Source organism: Rhodopseudomonas palustris (genome assembly GCF_003226555.1).
Classification (GTDB): Bacteria; Pseudomonadota; Alphaproteobacteria; order Rhizobiales; family Xanthobacteraceae; genus Rhodopseudomonas; species Rhodopseudomonas palustris_I.
The window spans coordinates 165,221-191,839 of sequence record NZ_QKQS01000006.1 but is presented as its reverse complement, the minus strand read 5'-3'; the positions used below and the strand labels follow the sequence as shown (position 1 = coordinate 191,839).

The 26,619-nt window shown below is 66.1% G+C and carries 21 protein-coding genes; 8 read left to right on the top strand and 13 right to left on the bottom strand.

What is annotated here, in order from left to right; all coding sequences use genetic code 11:
* Positions 1 to 55 precede the first annotated feature (55 nt).
* Entirely contained in the window at positions 56 to 1,600 is a 1,545-nt protein-coding gene (locus tag DNX69_RS02830; RefSeq protein ID WP_110784497.1) for an acyl-CoA synthetase, read from the top strand.
* On the opposite strand, the gene DNX69_RS02825 is transcribed toward DNX69_RS02830, so the two are convergent.
* From DNX69_RS02825 to DNX69_RS02815, 3 genes are all read right to left on the bottom strand, one after another.
* Positions 1,597 to 4,392, bottom strand: a complete 2,796-nt coding sequence (locus DNX69_RS02825; RefSeq protein ID WP_110784496.1) for an ATP-binding protein — start codon at positions 4,390 to 4,392, stop codon at positions 1,597 to 1,599. The genes DNX69_RS02830 and DNX69_RS02825 overlap by 4 nt on opposite strands.
* A gap of 158 nt (positions 4,393 to 4,550) precedes the next feature.
* On the bottom strand, positions 4,551 to 5,441 hold the full coding sequence (locus DNX69_RS02820; RefSeq protein ID WP_110784495.1) for a LysR family transcriptional regulator: 891 nt from the start codon (positions 5,439 to 5,441) through the stop codon (positions 4,551 to 4,553).
* The gene (locus DNX69_RS02815; protein ID WP_110784494.1) at positions 5,438 to 6,502 is read right to left on the bottom strand and encodes a YeiH family protein; all 1,065 of its coding nucleotides are present in this window, start codon (positions 6,500 to 6,502) and stop codon (positions 5,438 to 5,440) included. Before DNX69_RS02815 ends, DNX69_RS02820 begins: the two co-directional genes overlap by 4 nt.
* Before the next feature lie 282 nt (positions 6,503 to 6,784).
* Between DNX69_RS02815 and DNX69_RS02810 the strand changes: the two genes are divergently transcribed.
* Positions 6,785 to 7,600 (top strand): hypothetical protein, encoded by an 816-nt coding sequence (locus tag DNX69_RS02810; protein WP_110784493.1) that lies wholly within the window; start codon positions 6,785 to 6,787, stop codon positions 7,598 to 7,600.
* Positions 7,601 to 7,698: 98 nt separating this feature from the next.
* Entirely contained in the window at positions 7,699 to 10,509 is a 2,811-nt protein-coding gene (ppc, locus tag DNX69_RS02805) for a phosphoenolpyruvate carboxylase (protein ID WP_110784492.1), read from the top strand.
* Between the two features lie 199 nt (positions 10,510 to 10,708).
* Here ppc and DNX69_RS02800 read toward each other — a convergent pair whose 3' ends face one another.
* From DNX69_RS02800 to DNX69_RS02775, 5 genes are all read right to left on the bottom strand, one after another.
* The gene (locus DNX69_RS02800; protein ID WP_110784491.1) at positions 10,709 to 11,167 is read right to left on the bottom strand and encodes a hypothetical protein; all 459 of its coding nucleotides are present in this window, start codon (positions 11,165 to 11,167) and stop codon (positions 10,709 to 10,711) included.
* An 881-nt stretch (positions 11,168 to 12,048) separates the two neighbouring features.
* Entirely contained in the window at positions 12,049 to 12,669 is a 621-nt protein-coding gene (locus DNX69_RS02790; protein ID WP_110784489.1) for a ferric reductase-like transmembrane domain-containing protein, read from the bottom strand.
* 20 nt (positions 12,670 to 12,689) lie between these two features.
* Positions 12,690 to 13,178 carry a Twin-arginine translocation pathway signal gene (locus DNX69_RS02785; RefSeq protein WP_110784488.1) on the bottom strand — a complete coding sequence of 163 codons (489 nt, stop codon included), beginning with the start codon at positions 13,176 to 13,178 and terminating at the stop codon, positions 12,690 to 12,692.
* A 240-nt stretch (positions 13,179 to 13,418) separates the two neighbouring features.
* Positions 13,419 to 13,742, bottom strand: a complete 324-nt coding sequence (locus DNX69_RS02780; RefSeq protein ID WP_110784487.1) for a 2Fe-2S iron-sulfur cluster-binding protein — start codon at positions 13,740 to 13,742, stop codon at positions 13,419 to 13,421.
* Positions 13,739 to 15,466: an FAD-binding protein gene (locus DNX69_RS02775; RefSeq protein WP_110784486.1), complete on the bottom strand. Its 1,728-nt coding sequence runs from the start codon at positions 15,464 to 15,466 to the stop codon at positions 13,739 to 13,741. Before DNX69_RS02775 ends, DNX69_RS02780 begins: the two co-directional genes overlap by 4 nt.
* 662 nt (positions 15,467 to 16,128) lie before the next feature.
* Between DNX69_RS02775 and DNX69_RS02770 the strand changes: the two genes are divergently transcribed.
* Positions 16,129 to 17,469, top strand: coding sequence for an OmpA family protein (locus DNX69_RS02770; protein WP_110784823.1), 1,341 nt, complete (start codon positions 16,129 to 16,131; stop codon positions 17,467 to 17,469).
* A 246-nt stretch (positions 17,470 to 17,715) separates the two neighbouring features.
* Here DNX69_RS02770 and DNX69_RS02765 read toward each other — a convergent pair whose 3' ends face one another.
* From DNX69_RS02765 to DNX69_RS02755, 3 genes are all read right to left on the bottom strand, one after another.
* Entirely contained in the window at positions 17,716 to 18,630 is a 915-nt protein-coding gene (locus DNX69_RS02765) for an SDR family NAD(P)-dependent oxidoreductase (protein WP_110784485.1), read from the bottom strand.
* A gap of 245 nt (positions 18,631 to 18,875) precedes the next feature.
* Positions 18,876 to 20,015 carry a thiolase C-terminal domain-containing protein gene (locus DNX69_RS02760; protein WP_110784484.1) on the bottom strand — a complete coding sequence of 380 codons (1,140 nt, stop codon included), beginning with the start codon at positions 20,013 to 20,015 and terminating at the stop codon, positions 18,876 to 18,878.
* Positions 20,016 to 20,020: 5 nt separating this feature from the next.
* Positions 20,021 to 20,434, bottom strand: a complete 414-nt coding sequence (locus DNX69_RS02755; protein WP_110784483.1) for a Zn-ribbon domain-containing OB-fold protein — start codon at positions 20,432 to 20,434, stop codon at positions 20,021 to 20,023.
* A gap of 289 nt (positions 20,435 to 20,723) precedes the next feature.
* Between DNX69_RS02755 and DNX69_RS02750 the strand changes: the two genes are divergently transcribed.
* On the top strand, positions 20,724 to 22,073 hold the full coding sequence (locus DNX69_RS02750; RefSeq protein WP_110784822.1) for an amidase: 1,350 nt from the start codon (positions 20,724 to 20,726) through the stop codon (positions 22,071 to 22,073).
* A gap of 152 nt (positions 22,074 to 22,225) precedes the next feature.
* Here DNX69_RS02750 and DNX69_RS02745 read toward each other — a convergent pair whose 3' ends face one another.
* Together DNX69_RS02745 and pobA are read right to left on the bottom strand one after the other, a co-directional pair.
* A complete protein-coding gene (locus DNX69_RS02745) occupies positions 22,226 to 22,675 on the bottom strand; it encodes a PaaI family thioesterase (RefSeq protein ID WP_110784482.1) in 450 nt (149 codons plus the stop codon).
* Between the two features lie 261 nt (positions 22,676 to 22,936).
* The gene (gene pobA, locus DNX69_RS02740; protein ID WP_110784481.1) at positions 22,937 to 24,109 is read right to left on the bottom strand and encodes a 4-hydroxybenzoate 3-monooxygenase; all 1,173 of its coding nucleotides are present in this window, start codon (positions 24,107 to 24,109) and stop codon (positions 22,937 to 22,939) included.
* 173 nt (positions 24,110 to 24,282) lie between these two features.
* Between pobA and DNX69_RS02735 the strand changes: the two genes are divergently transcribed.
* From DNX69_RS02735 to DNX69_RS26505, 3 genes are all read left to right on the top strand, one after another.
* Positions 24,283 to 25,308, top strand: a complete 1,026-nt coding sequence (locus DNX69_RS02735; RefSeq protein WP_110784821.1) for a TRAP transporter substrate-binding protein — start codon at positions 24,283 to 24,285, stop codon at positions 25,306 to 25,308.
* Between the two features lie 223 nt (positions 25,309 to 25,531).
* Positions 25,532 to 26,026, top strand: coding sequence for a TRAP transporter small permease (locus DNX69_RS02730; RefSeq protein ID WP_110784820.1), 495 nt, complete (start codon positions 25,532 to 25,534; stop codon positions 26,024 to 26,026).
* Between the two features lie 9 nt (positions 26,027 to 26,035).
* The coding region (locus DNX69_RS26505; RefSeq protein ID WP_234826825.1) for a TRAP transporter large permease subunit at positions 26,036 to 26,619 on the top strand (584 nt) is incomplete at its 3' end.

The window sequence follows — 26,619 nt, the reverse complement described above, 5'->3', positions numbered from 1 at the left end:
GCCGCGATCGCGGCCGCTGCGGCGCAAACCCGACCTCGAGAATCGGAGAGTAACTGTGTCCGAGAACCAGCTTTATCACGGCATCATTTCCGGCGATCACCGCCGCAGCTTCGACGAGCTGAACGCGCGTGTCGCGGCCATCGCCGGCGGCCTGCAGGCGCTCGGCGTCAAGCCCGGCGACTGCGTCTGCGTGCTGATGCGCAACGACATCGCCTTCATGGAAGCGGTCTATGGCGTGATGACGCTCGGCGCCTATGCGGTGCCGGTGAACTGGCATTTCAAGCCGGAGGAAGTCGGTTACATCATCGGCGATTCCGCGACCCGGGTGCTGATCGGCCACGCCGACCTGTTGCACAGCGTCGCCGCCGCGATTCCGGCGGACCTCACCGTGCTCAGCGTGCCGACGCCGCCGGAAGTGATCGCCAATTACAAGATCGCGGAGGGTCATCTGTCGCCGCCGAACAATGCGATCGATCTCGACGGCTGGTTGGCGCAGCAGAAGCCGTATGACGGCCCGACGATGCCACAGCCGCAGAACATGATCTACACCTCCGGCACCACCGGCCATCCGAAGGGCGTCAAGCGGTTCGCGCCGACCCCGGAGCAGGCGGCGCATGCCGAGAAGATGCGGGCGACGATCTACGGGTTGAAGCCCCAGGTACGCGCGCTGTGCCCGGGCCCGCTGTATCACTCGGCGCCGAACTCGTTCGGCATCCGCGCCGGCAAGCTCGGCGGCGTGCTGGTGCTGATGCCACGATTCCACCCGGAGGAATTCTTGGCGTTGGTGCAGGAGCACAAGATCGACACCGTGTTCATGGTGCCGACGATGTTCATTCGGCTGATGAAGCTGCCGGCGGAGGTGCGCGCCAAGTACGACGTCTCGTCGCTGCGTCACGTCATCCACGCCGCAGCACCGTGCCCGGCCGACGTCAAGCGTGCGATGATCGAGTGGTGGGGCCCGGTGATCTACGAATTCTACGGCTCGACCGAATCCGGTGCGGTGACCTTCGCGACGTCCGAGGACGCGCTCAGCAAGCCCGGCACCGTCGGCAAGATCGCGCACGGCGCCGAGCTGAAGTTCATCGACGACGACGGCAAGGAACTGCCGCAGGGAGAGATCGGCGAGATCTTCTCGCGGATCGCCGGCAATCCGGACTTCACCTATCACAACAAGCCGGAGAAGCGCGCCGAGATCGACCGCGACGGCTTCATCACCTCCGGTGACGTCGGCTACATCGACGAGGACGGCTACGTCTTCATCTGCGATCGCAAGCGCGACATGGTGATTTCCGGAGGCGTCAATATTTATCCGGCAGAAATCGAGGCGGCGCTGCACGCCGTTTCGGGTGTGCATGATTGCGCGGTGTTCGGCATTCCCGATGCCGAGTTCGGTGAAGCACTGATGGCGATGCTGGAGCCGCAGCCGGGGGTAACGCTGGACGAGAGCTTCATTCGGTCTCAGCTCAAACTGGCGCTCGCCGACTACAAGGTGCCCAAGCACATCAAGATCATGCCGGAACTGCCGCGCGAGGACTCCGGCAAGATCTTCAAGCGTCGCCTGCGCGACCCGTATTGGGTGAATGCGGGACGGGTGATCTAACTCGCCGCACTCTTGCGACGGGTGCTCGCGGAATCGTTGGGCGGCCGGTGATCCCCGCGGGTCAGCGCGGTGCGGACCAGCCGCGCCAGATCGGCGCGGCGGAATGGCTTCGACAACAGCAGCACACCGGGGTCGAGCCGGCCGTGGTGCACGATCGCATTTTCGGTGTAGCCCGAGGTGTACAGCACCTTCACCGGCCGCAGCCGCGCCACCGCGTCGGCGAGCTCGCGGCCGTTCATGCCGCCGGGCATGATGATATCTGTGAGCAATAGGTCGAACGGTGTGCCGCGCTTCACTTCCGCGAGCGCCGCTGCGCCGTCCTCCGCCGCGATGGTGCGATAGCCGAGGCCACGGAGCTGAACCAGCGCGAAGTTGCGCACCAATTCGTCGTCTTCGACTAGCAGGATCGTCTCCGTGCCGCCTTCGATCGGCGCGGCCGGGGGCAGGACATCGGCGCTCGACTCGGCGCGCGGGAGATACAGCCGGATCGTGGTGCCGTGCTGCTCCTCGCTGTAGATCTGAATGTGTCCGTTCGACTGTTTGACGAAGCCGTACACCATACTCAGCCCAAGCCCGGTGCCCTTGCCGACGATCTTGGTGGTGAAGAACGGCTCGAACGCCTTCTCGAGCACCTCGGGAGTCATGCCGACGCCGGAGTCGCTGACCGCGATCATCACGTAGCGGCCTGGCCTGACTTCGGGATGGTGCTCGGCGTAGTCGTCGTCGAGCGTCACATTGGCGGTCTCGAACAGCAGCTTGCCGCCGTCAGGCATCGCGTCCCGGGAATTGACGGCGAGATTAAGCAGCGCCGACGACAATTGCGACGGATCGATCAGAGCAGGGTCGATGTCGGGCGCGAGCTGCATATCGATCGCGATGTGCTCGCCGATGGTCGGGCGCAGCAGCTGCTTGATGTTCGACACCACGGTGTTGACGTCGATGCTGCGTGGCTGCAGCGGCTGCTTGCGGGCGAATGCGAGCAATTGCCGGGTCAGGTCGGCGCCTCGCTCGGCGGCTTGATCGATCATCTTGGCGATGGTGACGAGATCGGGCCGGTCGGCCAGCTCGTCGAGCAGGATCTCGGCGGTGCCGCTGATCACCGTCAGCATGTTGTTGAAGTCGTGAGCGACGCCGCCGGTGAGCTGACCGATCGCCTCCAGTTTCTGTGCCTGATGCAATCGCCGCTCGGTCTCCTTCAATTCGGAGACGTCGGTGAACACCAAGACCGCGCCGCTGATCGCGCCATCGGCATCGCGGATCGGCCGCGCATTGCCGGAGACGTCGACGTACTTGTCGCTGCCGAGGACGTGCACCACCAGCTCGAACCGGTCGACCAGCTCGCCGGTCAGGGCTCGTCGTCCGGGACGTTGTGCGATCGGAAGCGGCGTCACGCCGTCCGTCATGAACATCTCGATCGAGCGTTCCCAGTTCGGTCCGGTGATGCCGGTCGACGAGGTGCGTAGCGCCATGGCGGCAGGGTTCTCATAGAGCACGCTGGCGTTGGTATCGATCAGCAGCACGGCTTCGGCCATCGCGGTGGTGATCGACTCGAAGATCTCCTTCTCGCGGCGAAGCGCAGCGGTCTTGTCGCGCGCCTCCCGTATCGTCGCGGAGAACGCCTCGACCAGGATGCCGATCTCACCGCTGGCATTGCGCGGCAGCGCGAGCGGGGCGCCGCTGCCGAGGCTGGTGACCGCGCGCGTCATGTCCGCCAGCGGCCGGGCCAGACCACGGGCGAAGCTCACGGACAGTATGATCGCCACCAGCACCGCGAAGCTACCGCCGATCAATGTCGACTTGGCCCACACCAGCATCGGGCTGCGGATCATGTCCTGCTCGGGAATCACTTCAACCAGCGCCAGCGGCGTCTCGTCGTCAATTCTCATCGGCTGAAGCGCGACGCCGAACCGGTCCCCGTGGCGGTTGGGAATCACGGCCGGAGTCCAGCGGCCCGAGTCCAGCGCCTCGGCGAGCGCGGGAAACTCTAGTTTCACGGAGGAGGGGATGCTGGCGGCGATGCCGTGCGGCGCGTCCGGATGGAACAGGTAGTGTCCTCTGCGATCGACCACGTAGATCTTCGAAGACGGCAGCACCGGATTGTTCAGCCGCTGAAATGGTCGGCGCAGATCGATCGTTGCGGTCAGAATGCCGAAGCGCTGGCCGTTGCTGGCGAACACGGGCGTGACCACCCGGATGATCGGGCGAAGCTGCGAGGCGTCGTGCTGCGCATTCTTGTCGGCTTTCGGGTCGATCGGCTCGAATTCAACGCCGGAGATCAACGTTTCGCCGTCGCGGGCGGTGAGGCCGAACTGAAACGCGCGCGCGTTCATGAACGCCAGGTCGCTATCGGGAACGATCCGGACGTTGCCATCCGGCTCACGTTCGACCCGGACGATGTCGCGGCTCTGGTCGGCGAGACCAATCAACCGGTAGCGCATGAAGTCGGGTTTGTTCTCGAGCTCGAGCGCCAGCCGCCGGCCGATCCGCCCGCGCCATACCGGCAGGCTGACGCCGCCGGCTTCGGTCTTTGACGGATCCGCGCTGAGTTCGATCAGATCGTCGATGCCGATGATGTGGCGGAAGCCGAGCAGGTCGGCAGCGGCGCCGCCGACCAAGTGCGACAGTTCGCGCGCCTGCCAGCCCGCGTTGGCGTTGATCGCCCCCAGCGTCCGTTCGACAGCAACCGGCGCAATGTTGCGATAGCCGAGGTAGCCGACCCCGATCGCGGTCAGCACCACGGTTGATACGACCAGGATCGCCAACCTGGTCGAAAGCGTCAGCCCCTTGCGCACTCGCTGCCCTCCTAGGTTGCAATGCTACGCATGGCTGTCGCGGCGCTGCAACGTTACGTGGCAAATCCGCGTAGTTTTCTTTGGATAGTTACATCCTGGTGAGTTCCTCTTCTTGGAACCATGAATTCGCAGCAACAGGGATGGTACCCGCGTGCCAGTTAACTTGCGGGCACTGCCGATAATTCAGCAAGTAGTGCATTCTCCGCGCGGCTCTGGCTGTGCTCTTTGTGTCGCAGCAGATGAAATGCGCGCTGCGGCAGATCGAATCGCAAGCGGTGCAGCGTGCCGGCGGCGAGCGACGATGCGGCGACAAGTGCGGAGATCGCGGTGGCGCAATCGGAGCTTTCGACCGCGGCGCGGATCGCTTCGTTGGACGGCAGTTCCAGGCGCACGTCGAGATCGGACAAGGCCAGTCCGGCGCGGCGCAGCGCCGCCTCGAACATCGCACGCGTGCCGGAGCCGCGTTCGCGCAGCACCCAGCCGGTGGTGCTGAGCTTGGCTGCCGTCAGCCGCGCCAGCGTGCGCCAGGGATGGTCGCTGCCGACCACGATGACGAGTTCGTCGCCGCCGATCGGGGTGGTGCTGAGCTGCGGCTCGTCGACCTCGCCTTCGACGAGACCGAGATCGGCGCGGCCGTCGCGCACCGCGGTCGCGACCTGCTCGGTGTTGGCGATCGTCAGCAGCAGCGCAATCCCGGGATAGCGCTGCTGAAACCGCAGCAACCGCTGCGGCAGCCAGTAATTACCCACGGTCTGGCTGGCGGCGAGGCTGAGCGAGCCGCGCCTCAGGCCTGCAATGTCGTCGAGCGCCTGTTCGGCAGCCCGGGCGCGGGCGAGCACGGCGCGCGCTTCGCCGAGAAAGTCGTGCCCCGCTTGGGTCAGTGCGATGCCGCGGCCGATGCGGTCGAACAGCTTGATGCCGTGACGCGCTTCCAGCGCGGCGATCGCCGCGCTGGTGGCCGATTGGGTGAGATGCAGTCCGCTCGCGGCGCGGGTCATGTGTTGCTGTTCGGCGACCGCGATGAAGATGCGGAGCTGCTCCAATGTCATCCGTGCCATCCTGTGAGTTTGATCAGCGCCAGCGAGAAGTTGGCGATGAACAGCGCGGCTGTGAGGCCGAGCAACGCGGGGCGCAGGCCGCGTGCGGCGAGCTTGCGCAGGTCCGTCTCCAGCCCCATCGCGGCCAGCGCCATCGACAGCAGGAACGCGGTGATCGCCACGATCCAGCTCTTGGCTTCGTGCGGGATCGCGACAAACTGGTTGACCCCGATCATCGCCACGAAGCCGAGCACGAACCACGGCATCGGCGGTGTCGCGCTGCGGTCGCCGGCGGGCTGATGCCGGGCACGGCGGCGTGCCATCATGCCGAGCCCGATCACCAGGGGCGCCAGCATCATCACCCGCGACAGCTTGGCGATGGTGCCGAATTCACCTGCGCTCTGGCCGCCCTGGAAGCTGGCGGCGACGACCTGCGCGATCTCGTGGATCGAGGAACCGGTCCACAGGCCGAAGCCGTGAGCATCGAGGCCGAACACGCCCTGCAGCAGCGGATAGATCACCATCGCCAGCGAGCCGAACACGGTGACGCAGGCGACGCCGTAGGCGACGTCCTCGTCGTCGGCGCGGGTGACGGTGTTGGTGGCGATGATCGCCGATGCGCCGCAGATCGAGGTGCCGGCGGCGATCAGTTCGGCCAGCTTGCGGTCGACGCCGATCAGGCGGCCGAACCACACCGTGAAGCTGAACGTGGCGAGCAGCGTCGCCGCGATGATTGCGAGACCTTCGCCGCCGACCTCGATCAATTGTGCGGTGGTGAGCTGAAGCCCGAGCAGGATGATGGCGAAGCGGAGCACGCGGCGCAGGCTGAACTTGACGCCGGGCACCGCCCAAGCGGGCGTGCCGATGGCATTGTGCGCGACAATGCCGATGAGGATCGCCAGCAGCATCGGCGAGATCCCGGGCATGCCCGGAATCGCGCGGAGGCCGACCGCGGCGGCGGCGATCCCGGCGGTCACCAGCACTCCGGGCGCGATCGCGGCGAGGTGGCGCCCGAAATGAGCGGCGCGGCGGTGAGGGTGAGGCTTGCGTTTCTCATCGGCAATCACGGTCATGGATCGGCTCCTTGTTGGCCAATCCATCGCTTCCGCTTATCAATCAATCAAACAGATTGTTTTTCTTAAATCAATCGACATGATCGATTGTTTGGGTGCAGGAGCGGTACTGAGAGGTGCCAAGCCTCCGCGATCGTTCCGGCGTGGAACCGCGGCGGCGTCCGGCCGTTGCCGTCCTGCTGCGCCTGCGACTGGCGGTTGACTGCTCGCTCACCAAGGCGCGCGATCGAGCAGCCGCACCAACCGGTTCCGTGCTACACAGGGCAGCCGGAGGGATCCACCATGACCAACCTGCAATCCGACGCGCCTCGCGCGAAATGGCATTCTGGCCTCGGCGGCTTTATGTTGCGGGAGTGGCCGTATCTGCTGATGCTGCTGTTGGCGGTGGTGGGCGTCGCCTACACCAGCTTCGTGCAGGACAGTCTGTATTGGGTGATCCTGACGCCGCTGATCGGACTGATCTGCATCGCCGCCGGCTGGCCCGAAACCGAAACCAGCGAACATCGGGTCCGGCTGGTGCTGACCCAGGTGCTGCACTGGGGTGCGGTGCTGGTCGCGATGGAGCTGATGTCGCTGCAAGTGACGCGGCAGGTCAGCGGGCTCGCCAGCGCGCTCGGCGTGCTGACCCTGCTGGCGCTCGGCACCTTCACCGCCGGGTTGCATATGCGGACCTGGCGGGTCGCAGCGGTCGGCGTGATCCTCGGCATCAGCGTCCCGGCGATCGCCTTCCTGCAGCAGTCCTCGCTGCTGATCATGCTGATCCTCGGCCTGATCGTGGCGATCATCGTCCCGTTCTTCTGGGCCAAGCGCCGCTCGGAACCGGCCGCGCCGCCGCTGTTCGAGCAGCCGTTCACACCACCGCCGTCGACGCCGCAGCAGCCGGCCGGTACCAGCGCACGACCGGTACCGCAGCCGCCGCTGTATGAAACGCCGGTTTCGGCGCCGATTCCAATGCCGCCGCCGGCACCGACGCCCGCACCGACACCGTCTCTCGCCGAGCCGGTGTTACCGTCGGACACTGGGGCGTCGGCCGACCCCGAGACCCCGCCGCGCGAGTCGCCGCCGGACAATGTCCGCAACATCTCGGGCGCGCGCTGACGCCGCTTGGGGCGGTTGCACGGCGGCACCGCCATTCTTGACCTTGCGTGCGGTGCACAAAATACTTCAGGATGCCGGTGGTGTCCTGGAGGGTTGCGATGTCGTCACCTAATCCGTCCGCCGGCCTCGCGCCGGGCTCCGATCGTCCCGACGACGCGGCGGCGATCGAGGCCGAAACCCGGCTGCGCAACGACATCCGGCTGCTCGGCCGCATCCTCGGCGACACCGTGCGCGACCAGGAGGGCCAGAGCGTGTTCGATCTGGTGGAGAACATCCGCCAGACCTCGATCCGCTTCCACCGCGACGACGACACGACCGCGCGCGCCGAGCTCGCCGCCATCCTCGACGGTATGTCGATCCCGGACACGATGCGGATCGTGCGCGCTTTCAGCTACTTCTCGCACCTTGCCAACATCGCCGAGGACCAGAACAACATCCGCCAGATGCGCGCCGGCTCGACCGCGGGCTCGGCGCCGCGCGCCGGGCTGCTCGCCAAGACGCTGGCGCATGCGCGCCAGGAGGGGATCAGCGCCGCCGAGCTGCGCAAGTTCTTCGCCAGCGCCTTGGTCAGCCCGGTGCTGACCGCGCATCCGACCGAGGTGCGGCGCAAGAGCACGATGGATCGCGAGATGCAGATCGCATCGCTGCTCGATCAGCGCGACCGGGTGCAACTGACCGCCGACGAATGGGCCGACAACGAGGAGCGGCTGCGCCGCGCCGTCGAGACGCTGTGGAAGACCAACCTGCTGCGCCGGACCAAGCTGACCGTGCTGGACGAAGTCACCAACGGCCTGTCGTTCTACGACTACACCTTCCTGCGCGAGGTGCCGCGGCTGCACAGTGCGCTGGAGGATCGGCTCGCCGATGCGGCCAAGGCCGAGGGCGTGAACAGCGAAGGTGAGCTGGCGAGCTTCCTGCGAATGGGAAGCTGGATCGGCGGCGACCGCGACGGCAACCCGTTCGTTACCGCCGAGGTGCTGCACGGCACCCTGAAGCTGCAGAGCAGCCGCGTGCTGCGCTATTATCTCGAAGAGCTGCACGAACTCGGCTCGGAATTGTCGCTGGCCTCGCATCTCGCCGGCATCACCGACACCGTCAAGGCGCTGGCCGAGACCTCGCCCGACACCTCGCCGCATCGCAAGTACGAGCCGTATCGCCTCGCGGTGTCCGGCATCTATGCGCGGCTCGCGGCGACGGCGGTCGCGCTCGAGGTCGAGAACCTCCGCGCCCCGGTCGGCGAGGCCGAGCCTTACGCCAGCGCACAGGACTTCAAGGCCGATCTTGATGCCATCCATCTGTCGCTGACCACGCACAATTCCGGCGTGATCGCGCGCGGCCGGCTGCGCCAGCTCCGCCGCGCGATCGACTGCTTCGGCTTCCATCTCGCCTGTCTCGACATGCGGCAGAATTCGGCGGTGCACGAGCGCACTGTCGGTGAACTGATGGACGCGGCGCGGCCCGGCACGTCTTATGCGGTGCTCGACGAGGAAGCGCGGATCGCGCTGTTGATCAGCGAGCTGCGCAGCACGAGGCCGCTGACCTCGATGTTTGTCAAATACAGCGACGAGACCGTCGGCGAGCTCGCGGTGTTCCGCGAAGCCGCGAAGGCGCACGCGACTTACGGCGCGGCGGCGATCCCCCAATGCATCATCTCGATGACCAAGGGCGTCTCGGACCTCTTGGAAGTCGCGGTGCTGCTCAAGGAGGTCGGGCTGATCGATCCGTCCGGGCGCAGCGCCATCAACGTGGTGCCGCTGTTCGAGACCATCGAGGACCTGCAGGCCTGCGCCAAGATCATGGACCGGCTGCTGGCGATTCCGGAATATCGCCGGCTGGTCGACAGCCGCGGCTCGGTGCAGGAGGTGATGCTCGGCTATTCCGACAGCAACAAGGACGGTGGCTTCGTCACCTCGGGCTGGGAGCTGTACAAGGCCGAGATCGGGCTGATCGAGATCTTCGAGCGTCACGGCGTGCGGTTGCGGCTGTTCCATGGCCGCGGCGGCTCGGTCGGCCGCGGCGGCGGCCCGAGCTACGACGCGATCGTGGCGCAGCCGGGCGGCGCGGTGAACGGCCAGATCCGCATCACCGAGCAGGGCGAGATCATCACCAGCAAATATTCCAACGTCGAAGTCGGCCGCAACAACCTCGAGATCCTCGCTGCCGCGACGCTGGAAGCGAGCCTGCTGCAGCCGAAGCGGGTGGCGCCGCATCGCGATTATCTCGAGGCGATGGAAGAGCTCTCGGCGCTCGCCTTCAAGGCGTATCGCGGCCTGGTCTACGAGACCGACGGCTTCGTCGATTACTTCTGGGCGTCCACCGTGATCAACGAGATCTCGACGCTGAACATCGGCAGCCGTCCGGCCTCGCGCAAGAAGACCCGCGCGATCGAGGACCTGCGCGCGATCCCCTGGGTATTCTCATGGGCGCAGTGCCGGCTGATGCTGCCGGGCTGGTACGGTTTCGGCAGCGCGGTGTCGGCCTGGGTCACCGAGCACCCTGACAAGGGCATCGCGTTCCTGCAGACGATGTATCAGGAGTGGCCGTTCTTCCGCACGCTCTTGTCGAACATGGACATGGTGCTGTCGAAGAGCTCGATCGGGATCGCCTCGCGCTACGCCGAGCTGGTCGAAGACACCGCGATCCGCGATCGCATCTTCGGCCACATCCGCGCCGAATGGCATTCCTCGATCGACAATCTCTTGGCGATCATGCAGCAGGACCATCTGCTGCAGAGCAACCCGCTGCTCGACCGTTCGATCCGCCACCGCTTCCCGTATCTCGATCCCTTGAACCACGTCCAGGTCCAATTGCTGCGCGAACACCGCAGTCACGATCCGGACGAACAGGTGCTCCGCGGCGTGCAGCTGACGATCAACGGGATTTCGGCGGGGCTGCGGAATAGTGGGTGAGGGATAAGGGGCGGCGGCAGGGCGATCGAAGATCACTGCCCACGCGTCGAACGCGACTTTGTGACGTTTGCAGGATTCGAGAGTGCCTAGCTCTGCTGCGGAGAACACGTCTGCTTTTGACCGACCTTGCGGCTATTGCAGATAATGCTAGTGGACTACTGAAGGGCTATGAATTCCGTCATGGCAATCATCGACCTACTCAGTATTTTCCTTCAAGCCTCATGGCGGCCACAATCAGAAAGCTGCCCGTTGAATAGAACGCGGTGCTAACCATTTGGGTGTCAGTCATTGTTTCGACACCTGGTTTCTGTTCGGGAGAGGACCAAGCTAGCAATGCCTTCTTCAGGTGCGCCATTCGTTGGTTTATCGTACCCTCCTGGTGGCCGTGGGCAACTGCGTTGCGGAGATCGTTGCCATTCTCTAGTATCGTCCATAGTTGCTCACTAAGATCCGGCAAACAGAGCTGCTTAGCTACATCGATTTTGCCGGCGAAGGTACGTCGTCTCCATCTCCTTTTGGCTGCCCTGAGTAGCTCGTTCAAGCTCTGTTCGGCGCTGAGGTGTCCTTTCAATACCGCTAAGATGCGGTCATCGTACTTTTCGATTCGCTCCTTCAAGTGTTTATGCGCTTCTTCTAGTCGCGTGTCGTTTGTGGCCACGGCAATCCTCCCACTCCCAAATGTAATGAAATCTATGTAACAGTAAGCGTAGCCTGGATGGAACGAAGCGCAATCCGACGAGGAGTAATTACGTAGCAGTCTGCTCTTCATCATCCAAGTCTCTGACGTTCTCCGGATGAGTGGATAATTTCGGCAACGCCGGCGCGTAGGATTTGACGCCGCTCAGGTCGGCATCCGGCAGTCACTTATCATGATACCATAGGCGCTATATCCGGCTGCGACTAGGTAGCTGGATACGAAGTCCGCTGCCGCGTTTGGAAGAGACGCAACAAGACATGCGATCGCTCGGCGTTACGCGTTGTTTCGTCATTGCGAGCCGAAGGCGAAGCAATCCAGGGGCGCCATGCGCCGACCTCTTGGATTGCTTCGTCGCGGAGCCTGTGCTCGGACGGCGCTTTGCGCCGATCCGGGTGCTCCTCGCAATGACGACCTGCGTTTTCCGGATCGAGTTTCCGGGCAGCCTCTCAGGATGAGGAGGCCGCGCATAGGGAAAGGACAAGCGCGTCAATCAATTGATGACGCGGTTCAGCGCGGCGTGGAGCGCGTTGCGAACCGACGGGTCGAAGCCGTCGTGCCCGATCAGGCGGACGCAGAGACGACTAGAGCATTTCTCTATTTGATGGAATCAGCGCCACGCTTCGGCGTGCTCACAGCAAGCACGACCTCATGGTGAGGAGGCGCGAAGCGCCGTCTCGAACCATGCGCCGCAGGCCGTGCGTCTCCTCATCCTTCGAGACGCCCGGCTTTGCCGGGCTCCTCAGGATGAGGACTCAGTGCCCTTGGCAAGCTCCACGTCTGCTTCCATCAATTGATGAACCGCTCTGATGGCCGCGTGTCGGAGGCGGCCTTTGCCGCCGCGCTCAGGATTGCGCCGGACGCTCGCTTGCTTGCTTTCGCCATGGCCGCCGGTCGGCCAAGATCTTGACGGTCGCCGCCACCACCAGCGTGCAGAGGGCGGCCTTCGTCATCGTCTCCATCGTGCCCTCGACCAGCATGCCGTGCACCACACTGCCGACGACGATGACCACGGCGAGCAGCAGGTGGGCGCGCCGCCATTGCCGCGGGCTCACGCCCCAGCGGCGGCGGTACGCCGCTAGCAGCGCGACCGCGAAGATCGCCCACATCGCGGTCACGCCGAACGGCGAGAACGGCGTCGGCGATCTGAACAGCAGGGCGTCGATCATGTCGGGCGGGCTGGTGAACCATAGCCCGCCGACATGCACCAGCACCGTCAGCACCAGCGCGGCGCCGATCCAGCGGTGTACGCGTCGCCCGCGATAGGCCGCGAGCCCCGGCAGAAATCCGCCGATCAGCAGCGGCTGAACCAGCACCAGGCCGAGCGCGACGATTCCCGCAAAGCAGGCGGCGATATAGACCGGGCCGCGCCATGCGAGCAGCGGGCTCGCGGCCGCGGCGGCGATCGGCACGCCAATGGCCGCCGCGAGCGCGGCCCAGATCAGGACCGCCCGGGCCCGCGTCATCGCATTGTGTCCGATCCGCGTCAGGCCGGCTGAAGCACGAAGTGCGCCTCGAGGCTGTTGTCCTTGGCGCTGCGCATCACCGGACGCAGAAACACGGTCTTGAACTCGCCGCTGTCATAGGCGAGGTGGCCATGCGGCTGGCCGAACACCGGAATGATCTGCGGCATCTCCAGACGGAACGCGCCGTTGTCGTCGGTGAGGGTGGCGCCGTGGCTCTGCGGCTCGTGCTCCTGGCCTTCGACCGTGTGGGCCCAGATCTGGATGCGCTGCCGCGCAAGCGGGGCACCGTCGCCGGCGCGGCGGACGGTGCCGCTCATCCAGAACCCGCCTTTGCCGATCCGTTCCACGATCGGCGCGCCCTTGCGGTAGTTGTTGGACCCGCCCGACATCGACGGCGTCGGCGCGAGGTCTTGCGCGCGCGCGGGCAGCGTCAGCCCGGCGACGCCGGTGACCAGCATGGAACTTCCGGCGACGAGCAGGTTACGGCGATTCAGGATGACACCGGTCATGTCAGTTACTCCTTGGAGCCGATTACTTCTGGGGGCCGATCATCCGCCGCGCAAGGGAACAGCGGCAGACCCGAAGTCCTTGAGCTAACTTAACGCCGGAGCCCGCAAATAGCAGGCGAAGAATGCGAAAGGCGCGGCGGGCCGCAATAAAAGTGTTGTGAATGCGCGTGACGACGTGACGCGCCCCTCGAGGGGGCCGCTTGTTACTTGGCCGCTGCGCCCGCGCTACCTACGGCGCGGCTACAGCCGTTCGTCGGGCGGTGCGATTTCGGTGACGAGGTCGCGGATCAGGGCCTTCTTGGGCAGCGGCGCCAGCGTGGTCTCGCCTTCCTTCAGGCGGGCGGTGCAGGCATAGCCGACCTTGCCGTCGATCAGCATCATGCATTCCTTGCACGCATTGGCGTTGATACAGGCGAAGCGGAACGCCAGCGACGGATCGAGCCGGCGGCGGATTGCGCGCAATCCGTCGAGGACCGACTGGCCGGGCTCGAACGGCACGTCGAACGACTGATGCTCGGGCGGGGCGCCCGGCAGGCCGCGTTGGATCGACAGCCGCGCTTTCATTGCAGGACCTTTCCGGTCGAGGGCTCGACCTTGCGCAGCGCCGCCCCGTCCTTCAGCGTGACGATCTGGTTGACGCACCATCCCTCGTCGAGCGCCGGATGATCGTCGCGCTGGTGCGCGCCGCGGCTCTCGGTGCGCGCCAGCGCGGGACGCGCGACCGCCTGCGCCACCTGCAGCATGTTGCGCAGGTCGAGCCAGTCCGACAGCATGGTGTCGAACGCGCCGCCCAGCGACACCGGGCGCTCGCCGAGGTCGTGCTGCATCTGCGCGATGCGATCGATCGCGCGGCGCAGCTTGGCATCGGTGCGGAACGGGCCGACGTCGTCAGCCATCACGGCCTGGAGGTCGGTGATCGCCGCCGCCGGATTGAATCCGTTCTCGGGTTTTGCGCCGGCGAGCAGATCGCGTGCGGATTGCGCGGCTTGGTTCCGCCAGTGCGACGCGTGAGAGGCCGCGTAGTGCGCCGCGCTGCGGCCGGCGCGGGCGCCGAACACGAAGGCCTCGGTGATGGCGTTGCCCGACAGGCGGTTGGCTCCATTGGCGCCGCCGACCGCCTCGCCGCAGGCATACAGGCCCGGGACGCCGGTCTGCATCGCCGGATCGACCCGGATGCCGCCCATGTGGTAGTGCGCGATCGGCGCCACCTCCACCGGCCGTTCGGCGAGGTCGATGCCGTTCTCCGCCAGCCGGTCCACCACCGGGCCGAACGCTTTTCGGATCTCGGCCGCCGGCACGTGCTGAAAGCTCAGATAGGCGCCGCCGGCGGGGCTGCCGCGGCCGGCCTCGACCTCGCGGGTGATCGCGTAGGTGGCGAGATCGCGGGTCAACTTGTAGGTGCCGTCGCTGCGCTTGTCCTTCGTCGCGTAGTCCGCCTCGAATTCGCGCATCTCGGCGTTGAGCAGCTTGCCGCCGAGCTTGTAGCGGAACGGATCCCACATGATCGGGTCCATACCGACCAGCCGCGGCGCCAGGTGGCCGATCGGGAAGTACTGCACGAACTCCATGTCGATCAGTTCGGCGCCGGCGCGCAGCGCCAGCGCATAGCCGTCGCCGGCCATGTTCGAGGACGCCGAATTGCGGCGATACAGGCCGGTGAGGCCGCCGGTCGCGATCACCACCGCCTTGGCGGCGATCGTCACCGTCCGGCCGGTCGGCAGATGAAGTGCGGTGGCGCCGCAGGCGACGCCGTCGTCGAGCGCGATGTCGACGATCGTCAGATCGCCGACCCGGCGGATGCCGTCGGCGCCGTTGAGCCGGGTCCGAAGCGTCTTCGACACTGCCGGACCGGTCGACAGGAAATCCACATAGGCGCAGCGCGGCCGATCATGGCCCGGCGCCTGGGCCTGCTTGATATGGCCGTCTTCGCGCGCCCAGCCCACGTTCCAGGTGTCCATCTCGCGCAACCGGCGCGGGCCGTCCTCGCACAGCAGCGCCGACAGCCGCTCGTCGCACAGCCCGCGGCCCGCCGCCAGCGTGTCGGCCAGATGATGTTCCCAGTGATCCGGCGTCTGCTCGCCGAGCGCCGCCGCGACGGTCATCTGCGCCATGACGGTGGCGCCGCCGCGGCCGATCAGGCTGCGATCCGCGAGCAGCACCGATGCGCCTTCGCGCGCCGCCTCGAGCGCCGCATACATGCCGGCGCCGCCGGCGCCGATGATCAGCACGTCGGCCGTCAGATGCGTCGCCTCGTCGCTGATGCGGCCGGCCGGTTTCGCAGTTGCCATCGTTCCAGCATTCTCCGTCACCGTGGTCGCAAGACGACGGCCGTGGAACTACACGGCCGGCGACAGCGACCGCGCAATCCGCCGTTCATTCGCACCTGCGATAGTCCAGTTTCAGCGCGGCGTGTCAACGCATGGGGGATTTGCAATCGTGATGGGTATACGCCGCGGGCGGCGGATAGGGCGCGGCGCATCACGCGCCGGCTTGGTGGACGGCGATCCGGACCGGCCTTTCGCTGCTCGGCAAACCGGCCAGAACGGCCGTTCCTGTCGCCCGTGCCGCCGGATTCGTGCAACGGATCATATCGGCAAGGTGCGTGTGTGAGACGCCAGCGAATGATCTCCAGCGTCGCGCGATCTTGCATTCCCGTACCGCAGCTGCCGTATCGCATTACTGCTCGGTAAATGAGTAGTTCAGTGGGTGCCGCAAATCGAGGCAGTGTTGCTTAGTGATTAGTCAGGTGAGCTGCGAGGTCAAACTTTTGTCAGGATGGTGGCGGTGGTCGCGATGACGCTAACTGACGCGGCTGACATCACCGATCGCGAGGCGATCGCTGTAGCGGCATGAAACGCGATAGCGCGCGCTCGCCTGCGCGACGCCGGATCGGTCTCGGGACAGGATGCCGCCGTCGTCGCCGGCAAGCGCGGCGGAGAAGGGGCGTCCGATGTTGTATCTCCTGACTCACTACTGGATCTGGCTGGCGGCGGCGTTCGTCGTCGGCGCGGTCACGCCGCTGCTCGCGGAGAAATTCGGCTGGGCGGCCGACCTCGAGAATTACTGGGTGAGCCGGGTCGGCGTGGTGCTGGCGGTGGCGCTGGTGCTGGTCGCCGCGCAGCTCGCCTCCGGCAAGGCCGAGCTGCTGCTCGAGGCCGGCATCGGCCTGGTGATCGCTTACTTCGTCGGCGGACTGGCCGGCGGCGTCGCGCCGGGGCTGCTGCCGGTGCGGTTCGAGGGCTGGTGGGTCGGCCTGTTCGCCACCGGGCTGATTCTGGCGGTGTTCGGCATCACCACCATGCCGAAGCTGGAGCCGGATCTGCGCGAGCGCGTCGCCGAGGTGGTGAAGGATGCCGGCGCCGATCCGCTGAATTTCGACGTCGCCGGGCGCGACGTGCTGCTGCCGGCCGATCTCGGCAGCGACAAGGTACGGGCCGCACTCGGCGAGCAGATCCTGAAGGTGCCGGGCGTGCGCCGCGTCGCCGATGTCGACGAGTTGAGCGGAGCGGCGCTCGCCGCCAAGACGGTGGCGAAGCTGCAGGCGGAGGCCGAAGCGAAGGCCAAGGCGGAGGCCGAGGCCGCCGCGAAGGCTGCTGCCGCGAAGGAAGCCGAGGTCAAGGCGTTGGCCGCCATGGACGCCGCGCAGAGGCGCGCCGCCAAGGCCAAGGCGGAAGCCAAGGCGAAGGAAGCCGCCGCCAAGGTCGCCGCCGAAGCTGCCGCCAAGGAGGCGGCCGCGAAGGAAGCTGCGGCCAAGGAGGCGGCTGACAAGGCTGCGGCGGAGGCTGCCGCCAAACAGGCCGCCGCTGAGGAGACTGCCAAGAAGGCCGCGGCCGACGAGGCGGCAAAGCAGGTGGCGGCCAAGCCGGCCGCCGTGCCCGCGGCCGAGATCAAGACCGCCAGCGCCACCGGTGAGCTGCCGGTCGCCACGGAGCAGGATTGCCAGGGGCGGGTGTCGTCGTTGGTCGCAGCCGAGAAGATCAACTTCGAGCGCCGCAGCGCGGTGATCGACAAGGCATCGCTGCCGTTGCTCGATAAGCTCGCCGCCGCGATCAAGCAGTGCCCGGCGGTGACCATCGAGGTCGCCGGCTACACCGATGCCGCCGGCAAGAAGGCCGCCAATCTGGCGCTGTCGAAGCGCCGCGCCGAAGCGGTGGTGGCGAGCCTGAGCAAGGCCGGGATCGGCGCGGTCAAGCTGGTGGCGGCGGGCTACGGCTCGGCCAAGCCGATTGCCGCCAATACGACTGCCGAAGGCCGGGCGCAGAATCGCCGGATCGAATTCGTGGTGAAGTAACTCCCCCTCCAGATGCTTCACCCGACGGAGAAGCCCGCCGCGAGGCGGGCTTTTCTGTGTGCGTAAACTGCGGGGCTGTTAGTTCTTCGAGTCATTCCGGGGCGCGCGCAGCGCGAACCCGGAATCCCGAGTTGGTCGCGACGGCCGGGTGCTCCACAGCTCCGGATTCCGGGTTCGCTCACTGCGTGAGCGCCCCGGAATGACGTGCTGGTGCTGAACCGACGCTCGTCGCGGAGCAGATCGAACTTACACCGGATCCCAGCTGAAGATGTCGGCGGAGCGGTCGAGCTTGTAGAACGAGCCCTTCAGCGCCGGCATGCCGTGCTCGGCGAGGCTTTCGCAGGTCCAGCCGCCGTCGCGATGCACCGAGCGGATCGGGCGCGACTGGCCCATCAGGAAGATCTCGTTCATCCGCACCGCGAAGATCTGGCCGCTGACGTCCTTGGCGGCGTCGCCGAGCAGATACACCGACAGCGGCGCGATCTTCTCCGGGCCCATCTGCTGCATCCGCGCGACGCGGGCCTTCTCGGCCTCGGTCTCCGTCGGGATGGTGCCGATCAGGCGGCTCCAGGCGAACGGCGACACGCAGTTGGAGCGGACGTTGAAGCGGCTCATGTCGAGCGCGATCGACTTCGACAGGCCGACGATGCCGAGCTTGGCGGCCGCGTAGTTGGCCTGGCCGAAATTGCCGATCAGCCCCGAGGTCGAGGTGAAGTGCACGAACGAGCCGCTCTCCTGCTCGCGGAACAGCCGGGCGGCGGCGTGGCTGACGTAGAACGTGCCCATCAAATGAACTTTGATGACCTGCTCGAACGCGTCGATGCTCATGCGGTGGAAGATCGCGTCGCGCAGGATGCCGGCGTTGTTCACCACGCCGTCGAGCTTGCCGTAGGTGTCGACCGCCTGCTTGACGATCTTGCTGGCGGGGATCGCCTCGGCGACGCTTTCGAAATTCGCGACCGCGGTGCCGCCTTCCTTCTTGATTTCCTCGACCACCTGCTCGGCCGGGGCGGCGTCGGTGCCCGAGCCGTCGGAGGCGACGCCCGGATCGTTGACGACCACCTTGGCGCCTTCGCGCGCCGCGAGCAGCGCGATCTCGCGGCCGATGCCGCGCCCCGCGCCGGTGACGATGATGACTTTGCCGTCGAGTGCCTTGGCCATGTGATTGTCCTTTTTGTTGTTGGTTGCTATCCGACGGTCATTCCGGGGCGCGCGAAGCGCGAACCCGGAATCCCGAGGTGTTCTGCGAGAGAGATTCCGGGTTCGCTCACTTCGTGAGCGCCCCGGAATGACGCCCGTAGTTTTCTTGGTCATGCGCGGGCTTGACCCGCGCATCCATCTTCTTCGAGGGATGGATCGCCGGGTCGAGCCCGGCGATGACGTGGTTTTGTGCGGCTTGCGCCGACCTACTTCTCGTTCGTGAAGATGATCGTGCCGCTTGCGGCGAACATGCCGCCGACGCCGTGGCAGACCGAGATCTTCGCGCCTTCGACCTGCGCCGGTGCGATGCCGCGCATCTGCCGGACGCTTTCCTGCAACGCGTACATGCCGTACATGCCCGAGTGCATGTAGGACAGGCCGCCGCCGTTGGTGTTGAGCGGCAGCTTGCCGCCGGGGCGGGTGTTGCCGTCGGCGATGAACTTTCCGGTCTCCTCATACGGCATGAAGCCGAGGTCGCCGAGGCCGAACAGCGGCAGGTGCGCGAACGCGTCGTAGATCATCAGATGATCGACGTCGCTGTGGCTGATACCGGCCTCGCGGAACGCGGTCGGGCCCGCCACCTTGAAGGCGCGCGAGGAGTTGAAGGTCTCCATCTGGCTGACCATCGGCGTTTCGACGCTCTCGCCGGTGCCGAGCACATAGACCGGCTTGTGCGGGAAGTCTTTGGCGCGATCGGCCGAGGTCATGATCAGCGCGCCGCCGCCATCGGTGACGAGGCAGCACTGCAGCAGACGGAACGGATAGGCGATCATCCGCGAGTTGAGGACGTCCTCGACGGTGATCGGATCCTTCATCATCGCGCGCGGATTCTTTGCCGCCCATTCGCGCTGCACCACCGCCACAGAGGCGATCTGCTCGTGGGTGATACCGTGGGTCTTCATGAAGCGCAGCACCGGGATCGGGAACTGGCTCGGCGGCCCATAGATGCCGTAGGGCGCTTCGAACTGGCCCTGCAGGCTGTCGGCGGGAATCGAGCGCGGCAGCTTGCCGATCATCGACTTGCCGCTCTCGGCGTGGGTGATCAGCACGGTCTTGCACAGCCCGGCCTCGATCGCCGCGGCGGCGTGGCGGACGTGCAGCATGAACGAGCAGCCGCCGACCGAGGTGCCGTCGACCCAGGTCGGGGTGATGCCGAGATAGTGGGCGATCTGCTGCGGCGTTTCCACCGCGGTGGCGATGCCGTCGATGTCCGACAGCTTCAGCCCGGCGTCGGCGATCGCGTTGAGCGCGGCGTCGGCGTGGAGCTGGATCTGCGACATGTCGGGAATGACGCCGAGCTTGGTGGTCTCGGCGGCGCCGACGATAGCAACCTGATTGCGACGCATGGTGCTTACCCCTTCGCCGGACGGAATTGCGGAAGGGTGAGGTTGTCGTCGATCTTCTGGAAGGTGACTTCCAGCTTCATATCGAGCTCGAGCGCTTCCGGAGTCTGCGGGCACTCCAGGATGTTGCTCATCATCCGCGGGCCTTCTTCGAGCTCGACCACCGCGATGGCGTAGGGCTCGGTGAAGCCGGCCGCCAGCGGGCGGTGATTGATCACGTAGGAATACAGCGTGCCGTTGCCGGAGGCCTTGAACACGCTGACCTCGCGGCTGCCGCATTTCGGGCAGAACGGGCGGGGCGGGAAGTACGCGTGGGCGCAGGAATCGCAGCGCTGAAGCCGCAGTTCGCCTTGCTTGGCGCCGTCCCAGTAGAATTGGGTTTCCGGAGTGATCTTGGGACGTGCGCGTGCGGGTTCAGCCATGTCTTAGTTTTCTCCCTGAGCTGGCTCATAGGCCCATCGGTTGTGGCGTCTTGATGCGATATCGTCCCGCCAGCGTCAACACGCGCAGGGCGCGGGGCCGTGTGCAGGAATTGTATTCCGCAAAGCGGACATTCGAGAATCCGAGCGATGCCCTGTGCGCGGGGCCGGAGCCACCGCGGCGGCGGATGGCAAACCGGCACTTTCCGCGCTACTGAATAAGCCGACTTGTTTCCCGTCCGATCGAGGCCCGCGTCCGCGTGGCCGATCGGCTCCTACTGGAATGGACAGCATGACCCGACATCCCACACTCGCCGCCCTCGCGGCCGATCTCGAAGCCGGCCGCACCACCGCCCGCAAGCTGGTGGAAGACTGTCTGGCGCGGATCGACGATCCGGCCGGCGAGGGGGCGCGCGCCTTCATCCACGTCGATCGCGACGCGGCGCTGCAGGCGGCGGACGCGATGGACAGGCTGCGCGCCGCCAAGGCTGAGCCGTCGCCGTTCGCCGGCATTCCGGTCTCGATCAAGGACCTGTTCGACATCAAGGGCCAGGTGACCCGCGCCGGCTCGCGCGCGCTCGACGACAATCCGCCTGCGGAGAGCGATGCGCCCGCGGTGGCGCGGCTGCGGCGCGCCGGCTTCGTGGTGATCGGCCGCAGTAACATGACCGAGTTCGCCTATTCGGGCATCGGCATCAACCCGCATTACGGCACGCCGAAAGCCGCCTACGCCCGCGACATCGGCTACGTGCCGGGCGGCTCGTCGTCGGGCGCCGCGGTCTCGGTCGCCGACGGCATGGCGCATGCCGGGCTTGGCACCGACACCGGCGGCTCGTGCCGGATTCCGGCGGCGTTCAACGGCATCGTCGGCTACAAGCCGTCGCAGAGCCGCGTGCCGCGCGACGGCGCGGTGCCGCTGTCGTTCTCGCTCGACAGTATCGGCCCGCTGGCGCGTAGCGTCGCCTGCTGCGCCGCGCTCGACGCCATCCTCGCCGATCAGCCGGTGATGCCGGTGAGCCCGCGGCCGCTGAAGGGGATGCGGATCGCGGTGCCGACCACGTTGGCGCTCGATGAGCTCGACGCCACCGTGACGGCCGCGTTCGACCGCGCGCTGAAAACGCTGGCGAGCCACGGCGCGATCGTCGAGCAGATCGAGGTGCCGGAGTTCAACGACGTCGCGCCGCTGAGCACGAAGGGGGGACTGACCGCCGCCGAGAGCTACGCCTGGCATCGCTATCTGATCGTCGCGCAGGGCGACGTCTACGATCCGCGGGTCCGCGAGCGGATTTTGCGCGGCGAGACCCAGAGCGCTGCGGACTACATCGATGTCGTCACGGCGCGCAAATCGCTAATCGAGCGTGCCACGGCGCGGCTTGCACCCTACGACGCGGTGGCGATGCCGACCACCGCGATCGCCGCGCCGACCATTGCCGAGCTCGCCGACGACAAGGCCTTCACCAAGGCCAATCTCCTCGCGCTGCGCAACTGCACGCTGATCAACATGATCGACGGCTGTGCGATCTCGCTGCCGTGCCACCAGGACGGCGAGGCGCCGGTCGGACTGATGCTGGCCGGCGTCAACGGCGCTGATCGCGAGATCTTCGAGGTCGCAGCCGGCATCGAAGAAGTGATCCGTGGCTGAGCTCTCGGTCGCGCGTCGTCACCACTTGCACGTCATTCCGGGGCACGCGCGAAGCGCGTGAACCCGGAATCTCGAGGTTGGAGCGACAGCAGCCTTGCAGAACAGCTCGGGGTTCCGGCTTCGCGCTGCGCGCGCCCCGGAACGACGGGCGTTCAAGCCTTCGCCCTCACCACGCTGAATGTGCCGTTGGCGCGGGCGCAGCGGACGCCGTCGGCGGTGACGAAGCATTGCGCCACGCACAGCTTGCCGCCGACCTTGACCACCTCCGGTTCGATCTGCAGCCATTGCCCGATCCCGGCCGGGCCGATGAAGTCGATGGCGAGCGATGCCGTCAGCAGCCGCGCGCCGCCGCCGAGCTTGAGCCCGCAGCTATAGCCCATCGCATTGTCGGCAAGCGCGGTGATCAGCCCGCCATGGGCGAGGCCGCGCGAATTGGTGTGGCACTCGCGGAGCCGCAAGCCCAGCATCACCGCGTCCGCCGTCGTCTTTGCGTAAAGCGGCTCCCACGGCGCGGTGAGGGGACTCGACCGGGTGTGGCGGACGAAGCCGTCAGGAACCCCGTCGGTCGCGGGGGTGTGGTTCGGATCGGAATCGGTCGTCATGCGCCTCGTCACTCGCCTCGCTGTACCGACCGTCTTTAGACCGCAGCCGGGCGCCGCCGGCAACGCCGACAAAGTTTGAAGCGTCGTTTGAGAGGCTGTTTGAAACGGGGAGCGGTGTATCCATGCCCGTCATTCCGGGGCGCGAGCGTAAGCTCGCGAACCCGGAATCTCGACGCTATTTGCAGGCCGTGCGCCACAGCTCGTCATTCCGGGTTCGCGCCTGACGGCGCGCCCCGGAATGACGACCTTCCGGCAGGCGTCTCAATACGGCAGCCCGACGTAATTCTCCGCCAGCGAGGTGATCGCGGCCTTGGAATTGACCAAGTAGTCGAGCTCGGCGGTCTGGATGCGCTGGGAGAAGGCGTCGTGGTCGGGGAAGCGGTGGAGCTGCGAGGTCATCCACCACGAGAACCGCTCGGCCTTCCACACCCGGCGCAGCGCGTTCGCCGAATAGGCGTCGATGCCGGCGTCCGACTTCTCGGCGTAGTATTCGCGCAAACTCCGCGACAAATAGTACACGTCGCTGGCGGCGAGGTTCAGGCCCTTGGCTCCCGTCGGCGGCACGATGTGGGCGGCGTCGCCGGCGAGGAACAGCCGGCCGAACCGCATCGGCTCGGCGACGAACGAGCGCAGCGGCGCGATGCTCTTTTCGATCGACGGGCCGGTGACCAGCTTGCCGGCGGTCTCCGGATCGAGCCTGCTGCGGAGTTCGTCCCAGAACCGGTCGTCGCTCCATTCGGCGACGTCGTCAGTCAGCGGGCACTGCACGTAGTAGCGGCTGCGGTGCGCCGAGCGCATCGAGCACAGCGCGAAGCCGCGGTCGTGGTTGACGTAGATCAGCTCCGGCGACACCGGCGGGGTGTCGGAGAGCAGCCCGAGCCAGCCGAACGGATACACCCGCTCGAACGATTGCACCGCGCTGCCCGGGACGCTCGTGCGGCTGATGCCGTGGAAGCCGTCGCAACCGGCGATGAAATCGCACACGATCTCGCGGGTGGTACCGTCCTTGACGTAGCGCACCTTGGGATGGGCGCCTTCGAAATCGTGCAGGCTGACATCGGCGGCGTCGTAGATCGTCGTCAGGCCGGCGTCCTTGCGCGCCTCCATCAGGTCGCGGGTGACCTCGGTCTGGCCGTACACGGTGACGCTCTTGCCGCCGGTCGCGCTCTTCAGATCGATGTGATGACGCTTGCCGGCAAACGCGATCTCGAAGCCGTCGTGCACCAGCGCTTCCTGATGCAGCCGGGCGGAGACGCCGGCCTCGTCGAGCAGGTCGACCATGCCTTGTTCGAGCACGCCGGCGCGAATCCGCGACAGCACGTAGTCCGGATCCTTGCGTTCCACGATGACGGCGTCGATGCCGTATTTGTGCAGCAGCTGGCCGAGCAGCAGTCCGGACGGACCCGCGCCGATGATGGCCACTTGTGTCCGCATGGTCGTTCCCCCGATGATGTCGTCGCCTCGTTACGGGACCGTCACGGAGCCGTCTAGCCGCCGTCCGGTGTCTAGCAGCTATTACGCGGTGGTCACTTGCAATGATGGTTATAACCTATAACAATGCGGCCCAAAGGCCGAATGAAGCCGACCATAGGGAGTGACGCTCGATGATGAGGAAGACTCTGCTCGCGCTGCTGCTTGCCGCCAGCGTGACGCCTGCACTCGCGCAGGACAAGGCCGCGCAGGACAAGACGGTCAATTGGAAGATCTCGCTGTGGGTGCCGCCGGCGCATCCGTTGGTGCCGGCCACCAAGGCCTGGGCCGAGGACATCCAGAAGGCTTCCGGCGGCAGCATCCGGATGACCGTGTTCCCGTCCGAGCAGCTCGGCAAGGCGTTCGACCATTATGACATGGCGCGCGACGGCATCGCCGAAGTCACCTACGTCAATCCCGGCTATCAGCCCGGCCGCTTCCCGATCGTTTCCGCCGGTCAGCTTCCGTTCGTATTCAAGGACGGCAAGAAGGGCACGCTGGCGCTGAACGAGTGGTACCACAAATACGCCCCGGCCGAGATGAAGGACACCAAGCTGTGCTTCGCCTTCATTCACGATCCGGGTGCGCTGCACGGCAAGAAGAAAGTGCTGTTGCCGTCGGACATGAGCGGCCTGAAGGTGAGGCCGGCGCAATCGACCATCGGCGAGATGGTGAAGCTGTTCGGCGGCACCAACGTGCAGGCCTCGGCGCCCGAATCGCGCGACGCGCTGGAGCGCGGCGTCGCCGACGAGATCACCTTCCCCTGGGGCTCGGTGTTCCTGTTCGGCATCGACAAGGTGGTCAAGTATCACATGGACGTGCCGCTCTACACCACGGTGTTCACCTACAACATCAACCTGAAGGCCTACAACGCCCTGTCGGACGCGCAGAAGAAGGTTATCGACGATCACTGCACGCCGGAATGGGCCTCCAGGGTGACCGACCCGTGGACCGACTTCGAGGCCAACGGCCGCACCAAGATGAAGGCGCTGAAGGATCACGAGGTCTATCCGCTGACGCCCGAGCAGCTCGCCGAATGGAAGAAGGCGACCAAGCCGCTACAGGACAGCTGGGCCGCCCAGGTGAAAAACGCCGGCAGCGATCCCGCAGCGGTCGAGGCCGACCTGCAGAAGGCGCTGAAGAAGTACGACGCGGGGTTGTAGCGCCCTCTCGTCATTCCGGGATGCGCGCATCGCGCGCAGACCCGGAATCTCTGACACACGATCGAGATTCCGGGTTCGCTCGCTGTGCGAGCGCCCCGGAATGACGTTTCATCTTGATTGACGCAGTCGCAACGATCGAGCCCCGATGAGTTCCCCTCCCGACGACAAGCAGCCCGACCGGCTGCCCGGTGCGCTGACGACGCGGCGGTTCGCCAAGAACGGCATGGACCGGTTCATCGACGTGATCGAATGGATCGCGGCGTTCTTCGTCGGCATCGTCGCGCTGAACACCTTCCTCGCGGTGTTCATGCGCAAGTTCTTTTCGGTGACGATCCCGGACTACTACAATTTCGGCCAGTTCATGCTCGGCGTGCTGATCTTCTGGGGCATCGCCGCGACGTCGTATCGCGGCTCGCACATCACCGTGGACCTCGTCTGGGCGGCGGCGTCGCCGCGCTGGCAGCGGATCATCGACATCTTCGCCACTTTGGTGCTGCTGTTCGTGGTCTCGGTGCAGACCTACACGCTGTTCGACAAGGTGGTGACGACGCGTGCCGATCACATCGTCACCATGGACCTGCAGATCCCGATCTGGCCGTTCTATCTGGTGTCCTGGATCGGCGACGTCTCCGCCGTGCTGCTGATCGCGATTCGAACCTTCCGGCTGATCTTCCATCCGGAGCAGATGCGCGAAGTGCGCATGAAGCCGGTGGAGTAGGCCGCGATGCTGAGCAACGAGACCGTGGCTGCGATCGGCTTCGTCAGCCTGTTCGTCCTGATGCTGCTGCGCGTGCCGGTCGGCATGGCGATGGGCCTCGTCGGCGTCACCGGCTTCGGCTATCTCACCGGCCTCGAGCCGGCGCTGAAGCTGGTCGGCCAGACCACGATGCGCACCGTCACCGACTATTCGTTCGGCGTGATCCCGATGTTCCTGCTGATGGGCGCGTTCGTGTCCGCGTCCGGTATCAGCCGCGAGCTGTTCCGCGCCGGCAACACCATTGTGGGGCATTGGAAGGGTGGGCTCGGCATCGCCACCATCGCGGCCTGCGGCGGCTTCGCGGCGATCTCCGGCTCGTCGGTCGCGACTGCCGCGACGTTCTCGGCTGTGGCCTATCCGGAGATGCGGCGGTTCGGCTATCCGCAGTCGTTCTCCACCGGGGTGATCGCGGTCGGCGGCACGCTGGGCGCGATGCTGCCGCCGTCGACCGTGCTGGCGGTGTACGGCATCATCACCCAGCAGGATATCGGCAAGCTGTTCATCGCCGGCATTCTGCCGGGCCTGCTCGCGATCGTGATGCACATGATTACGAT

Bases quoted from the DNA above. Each gene is read 5' to 3' on its own strand.
- DNX69_RS02780 (WP_110784487.1), bottom strand. From the start codon at position 13,742: ATGAAAGCGCGGCTGTCGATCCAACGCGGCCTGCCGGGCGCCCCGCCC.
- DNX69_RS02745 (WP_110784482.1), bottom strand. From the start codon at position 22,675: ATGACGACCGATTCCGATCCGAACCACACCCCCGCGACCGACGGGGTT.
- pobA (WP_110784481.1), bottom strand. From the start codon at position 24,109: ATGCGGACACAAGTGGCCATCATCGGCGCGGGTCCGTCCGGACTGCTG.
- DNX69_RS02770 (WP_110784823.1), top strand. From the start codon at position 16,129: ATGTTGTATCTCCTGACTCACTACTGGATCTGGCTGGCGGCGGCGTTC.
- DNX69_RS02760 (WP_110784484.1), bottom strand. From the start codon at position 20,015: ATGCGTCGCAATCAGGTTGCTATCGTCGGCGCCGCCGAGACCACCAAG.
- DNX69_RS02815 (WP_110784494.1), bottom strand. From the start codon at position 6,502: ATGACCGTGATTGCCGATGAGAAACGCAAGCCTCACCCTCACCGCCGC.
- DNX69_RS02730 (WP_110784820.1), top strand. From the start codon at position 25,532: ATGGACCGGTTCATCGACGTGATCGAATGGATCGCGGCGTTCTTCGTC.
- DNX69_RS02735 (WP_110784821.1), top strand. From the start codon at position 24,283: ATGAGGAAGACTCTGCTCGCGCTGCTGCTTGCCGCCAGCGTGACGCCT.
- ppc (WP_110784492.1), top strand. From the start codon at position 7,699: ATGTCGTCACCTAATCCGTCCGCCGGCCTCGCGCCGGGCTCCGATCGT.
- DNX69_RS02810 (WP_110784493.1), top strand. From the start codon at position 6,785: ATGACCAACCTGCAATCCGACGCGCCTCGCGCGAAATGGCATTCTGGC.
- DNX69_RS02765 (WP_110784485.1), bottom strand. From the start codon at position 18,630: ATGGCCAAGGCACTCGACGGCAAAGTCATCATCGTCACCGGCGCGGGG.
- DNX69_RS02750 (WP_110784822.1), top strand. From the start codon at position 20,724: ATGACCCGACATCCCACACTCGCCGCCCTCGCGGCCGATCTCGAAGCC.
- DNX69_RS02820 (WP_110784495.1), bottom strand. From the start codon at position 5,441: ATGACATTGGAGCAGCTCCGCATCTTCATCGCGGTCGCCGAACAGCAA.
- DNX69_RS02755 (WP_110784483.1), bottom strand. From the start codon at position 20,434: ATGGCTGAACCCGCACGCGCACGTCCCAAGATCACTCCGGAAACCCAA.
- DNX69_RS02785 (WP_110784488.1), bottom strand. From the start codon at position 13,178: ATGACCGGTGTCATCCTGAATCGCCGTAACCTGCTCGTCGCCGGAAGT.
- DNX69_RS02790 (WP_110784489.1), bottom strand. From the start codon at position 12,669: ATGACGCGGGCCCGGGCGGTCCTGATCTGGGCCGCGCTCGCGGCGGCC.
- DNX69_RS02775 (WP_110784486.1), bottom strand. From the start codon at position 15,466: ATGGCAACTGCGAAACCGGCCGGCCGCATCAGCGACGAGGCGACGCAT.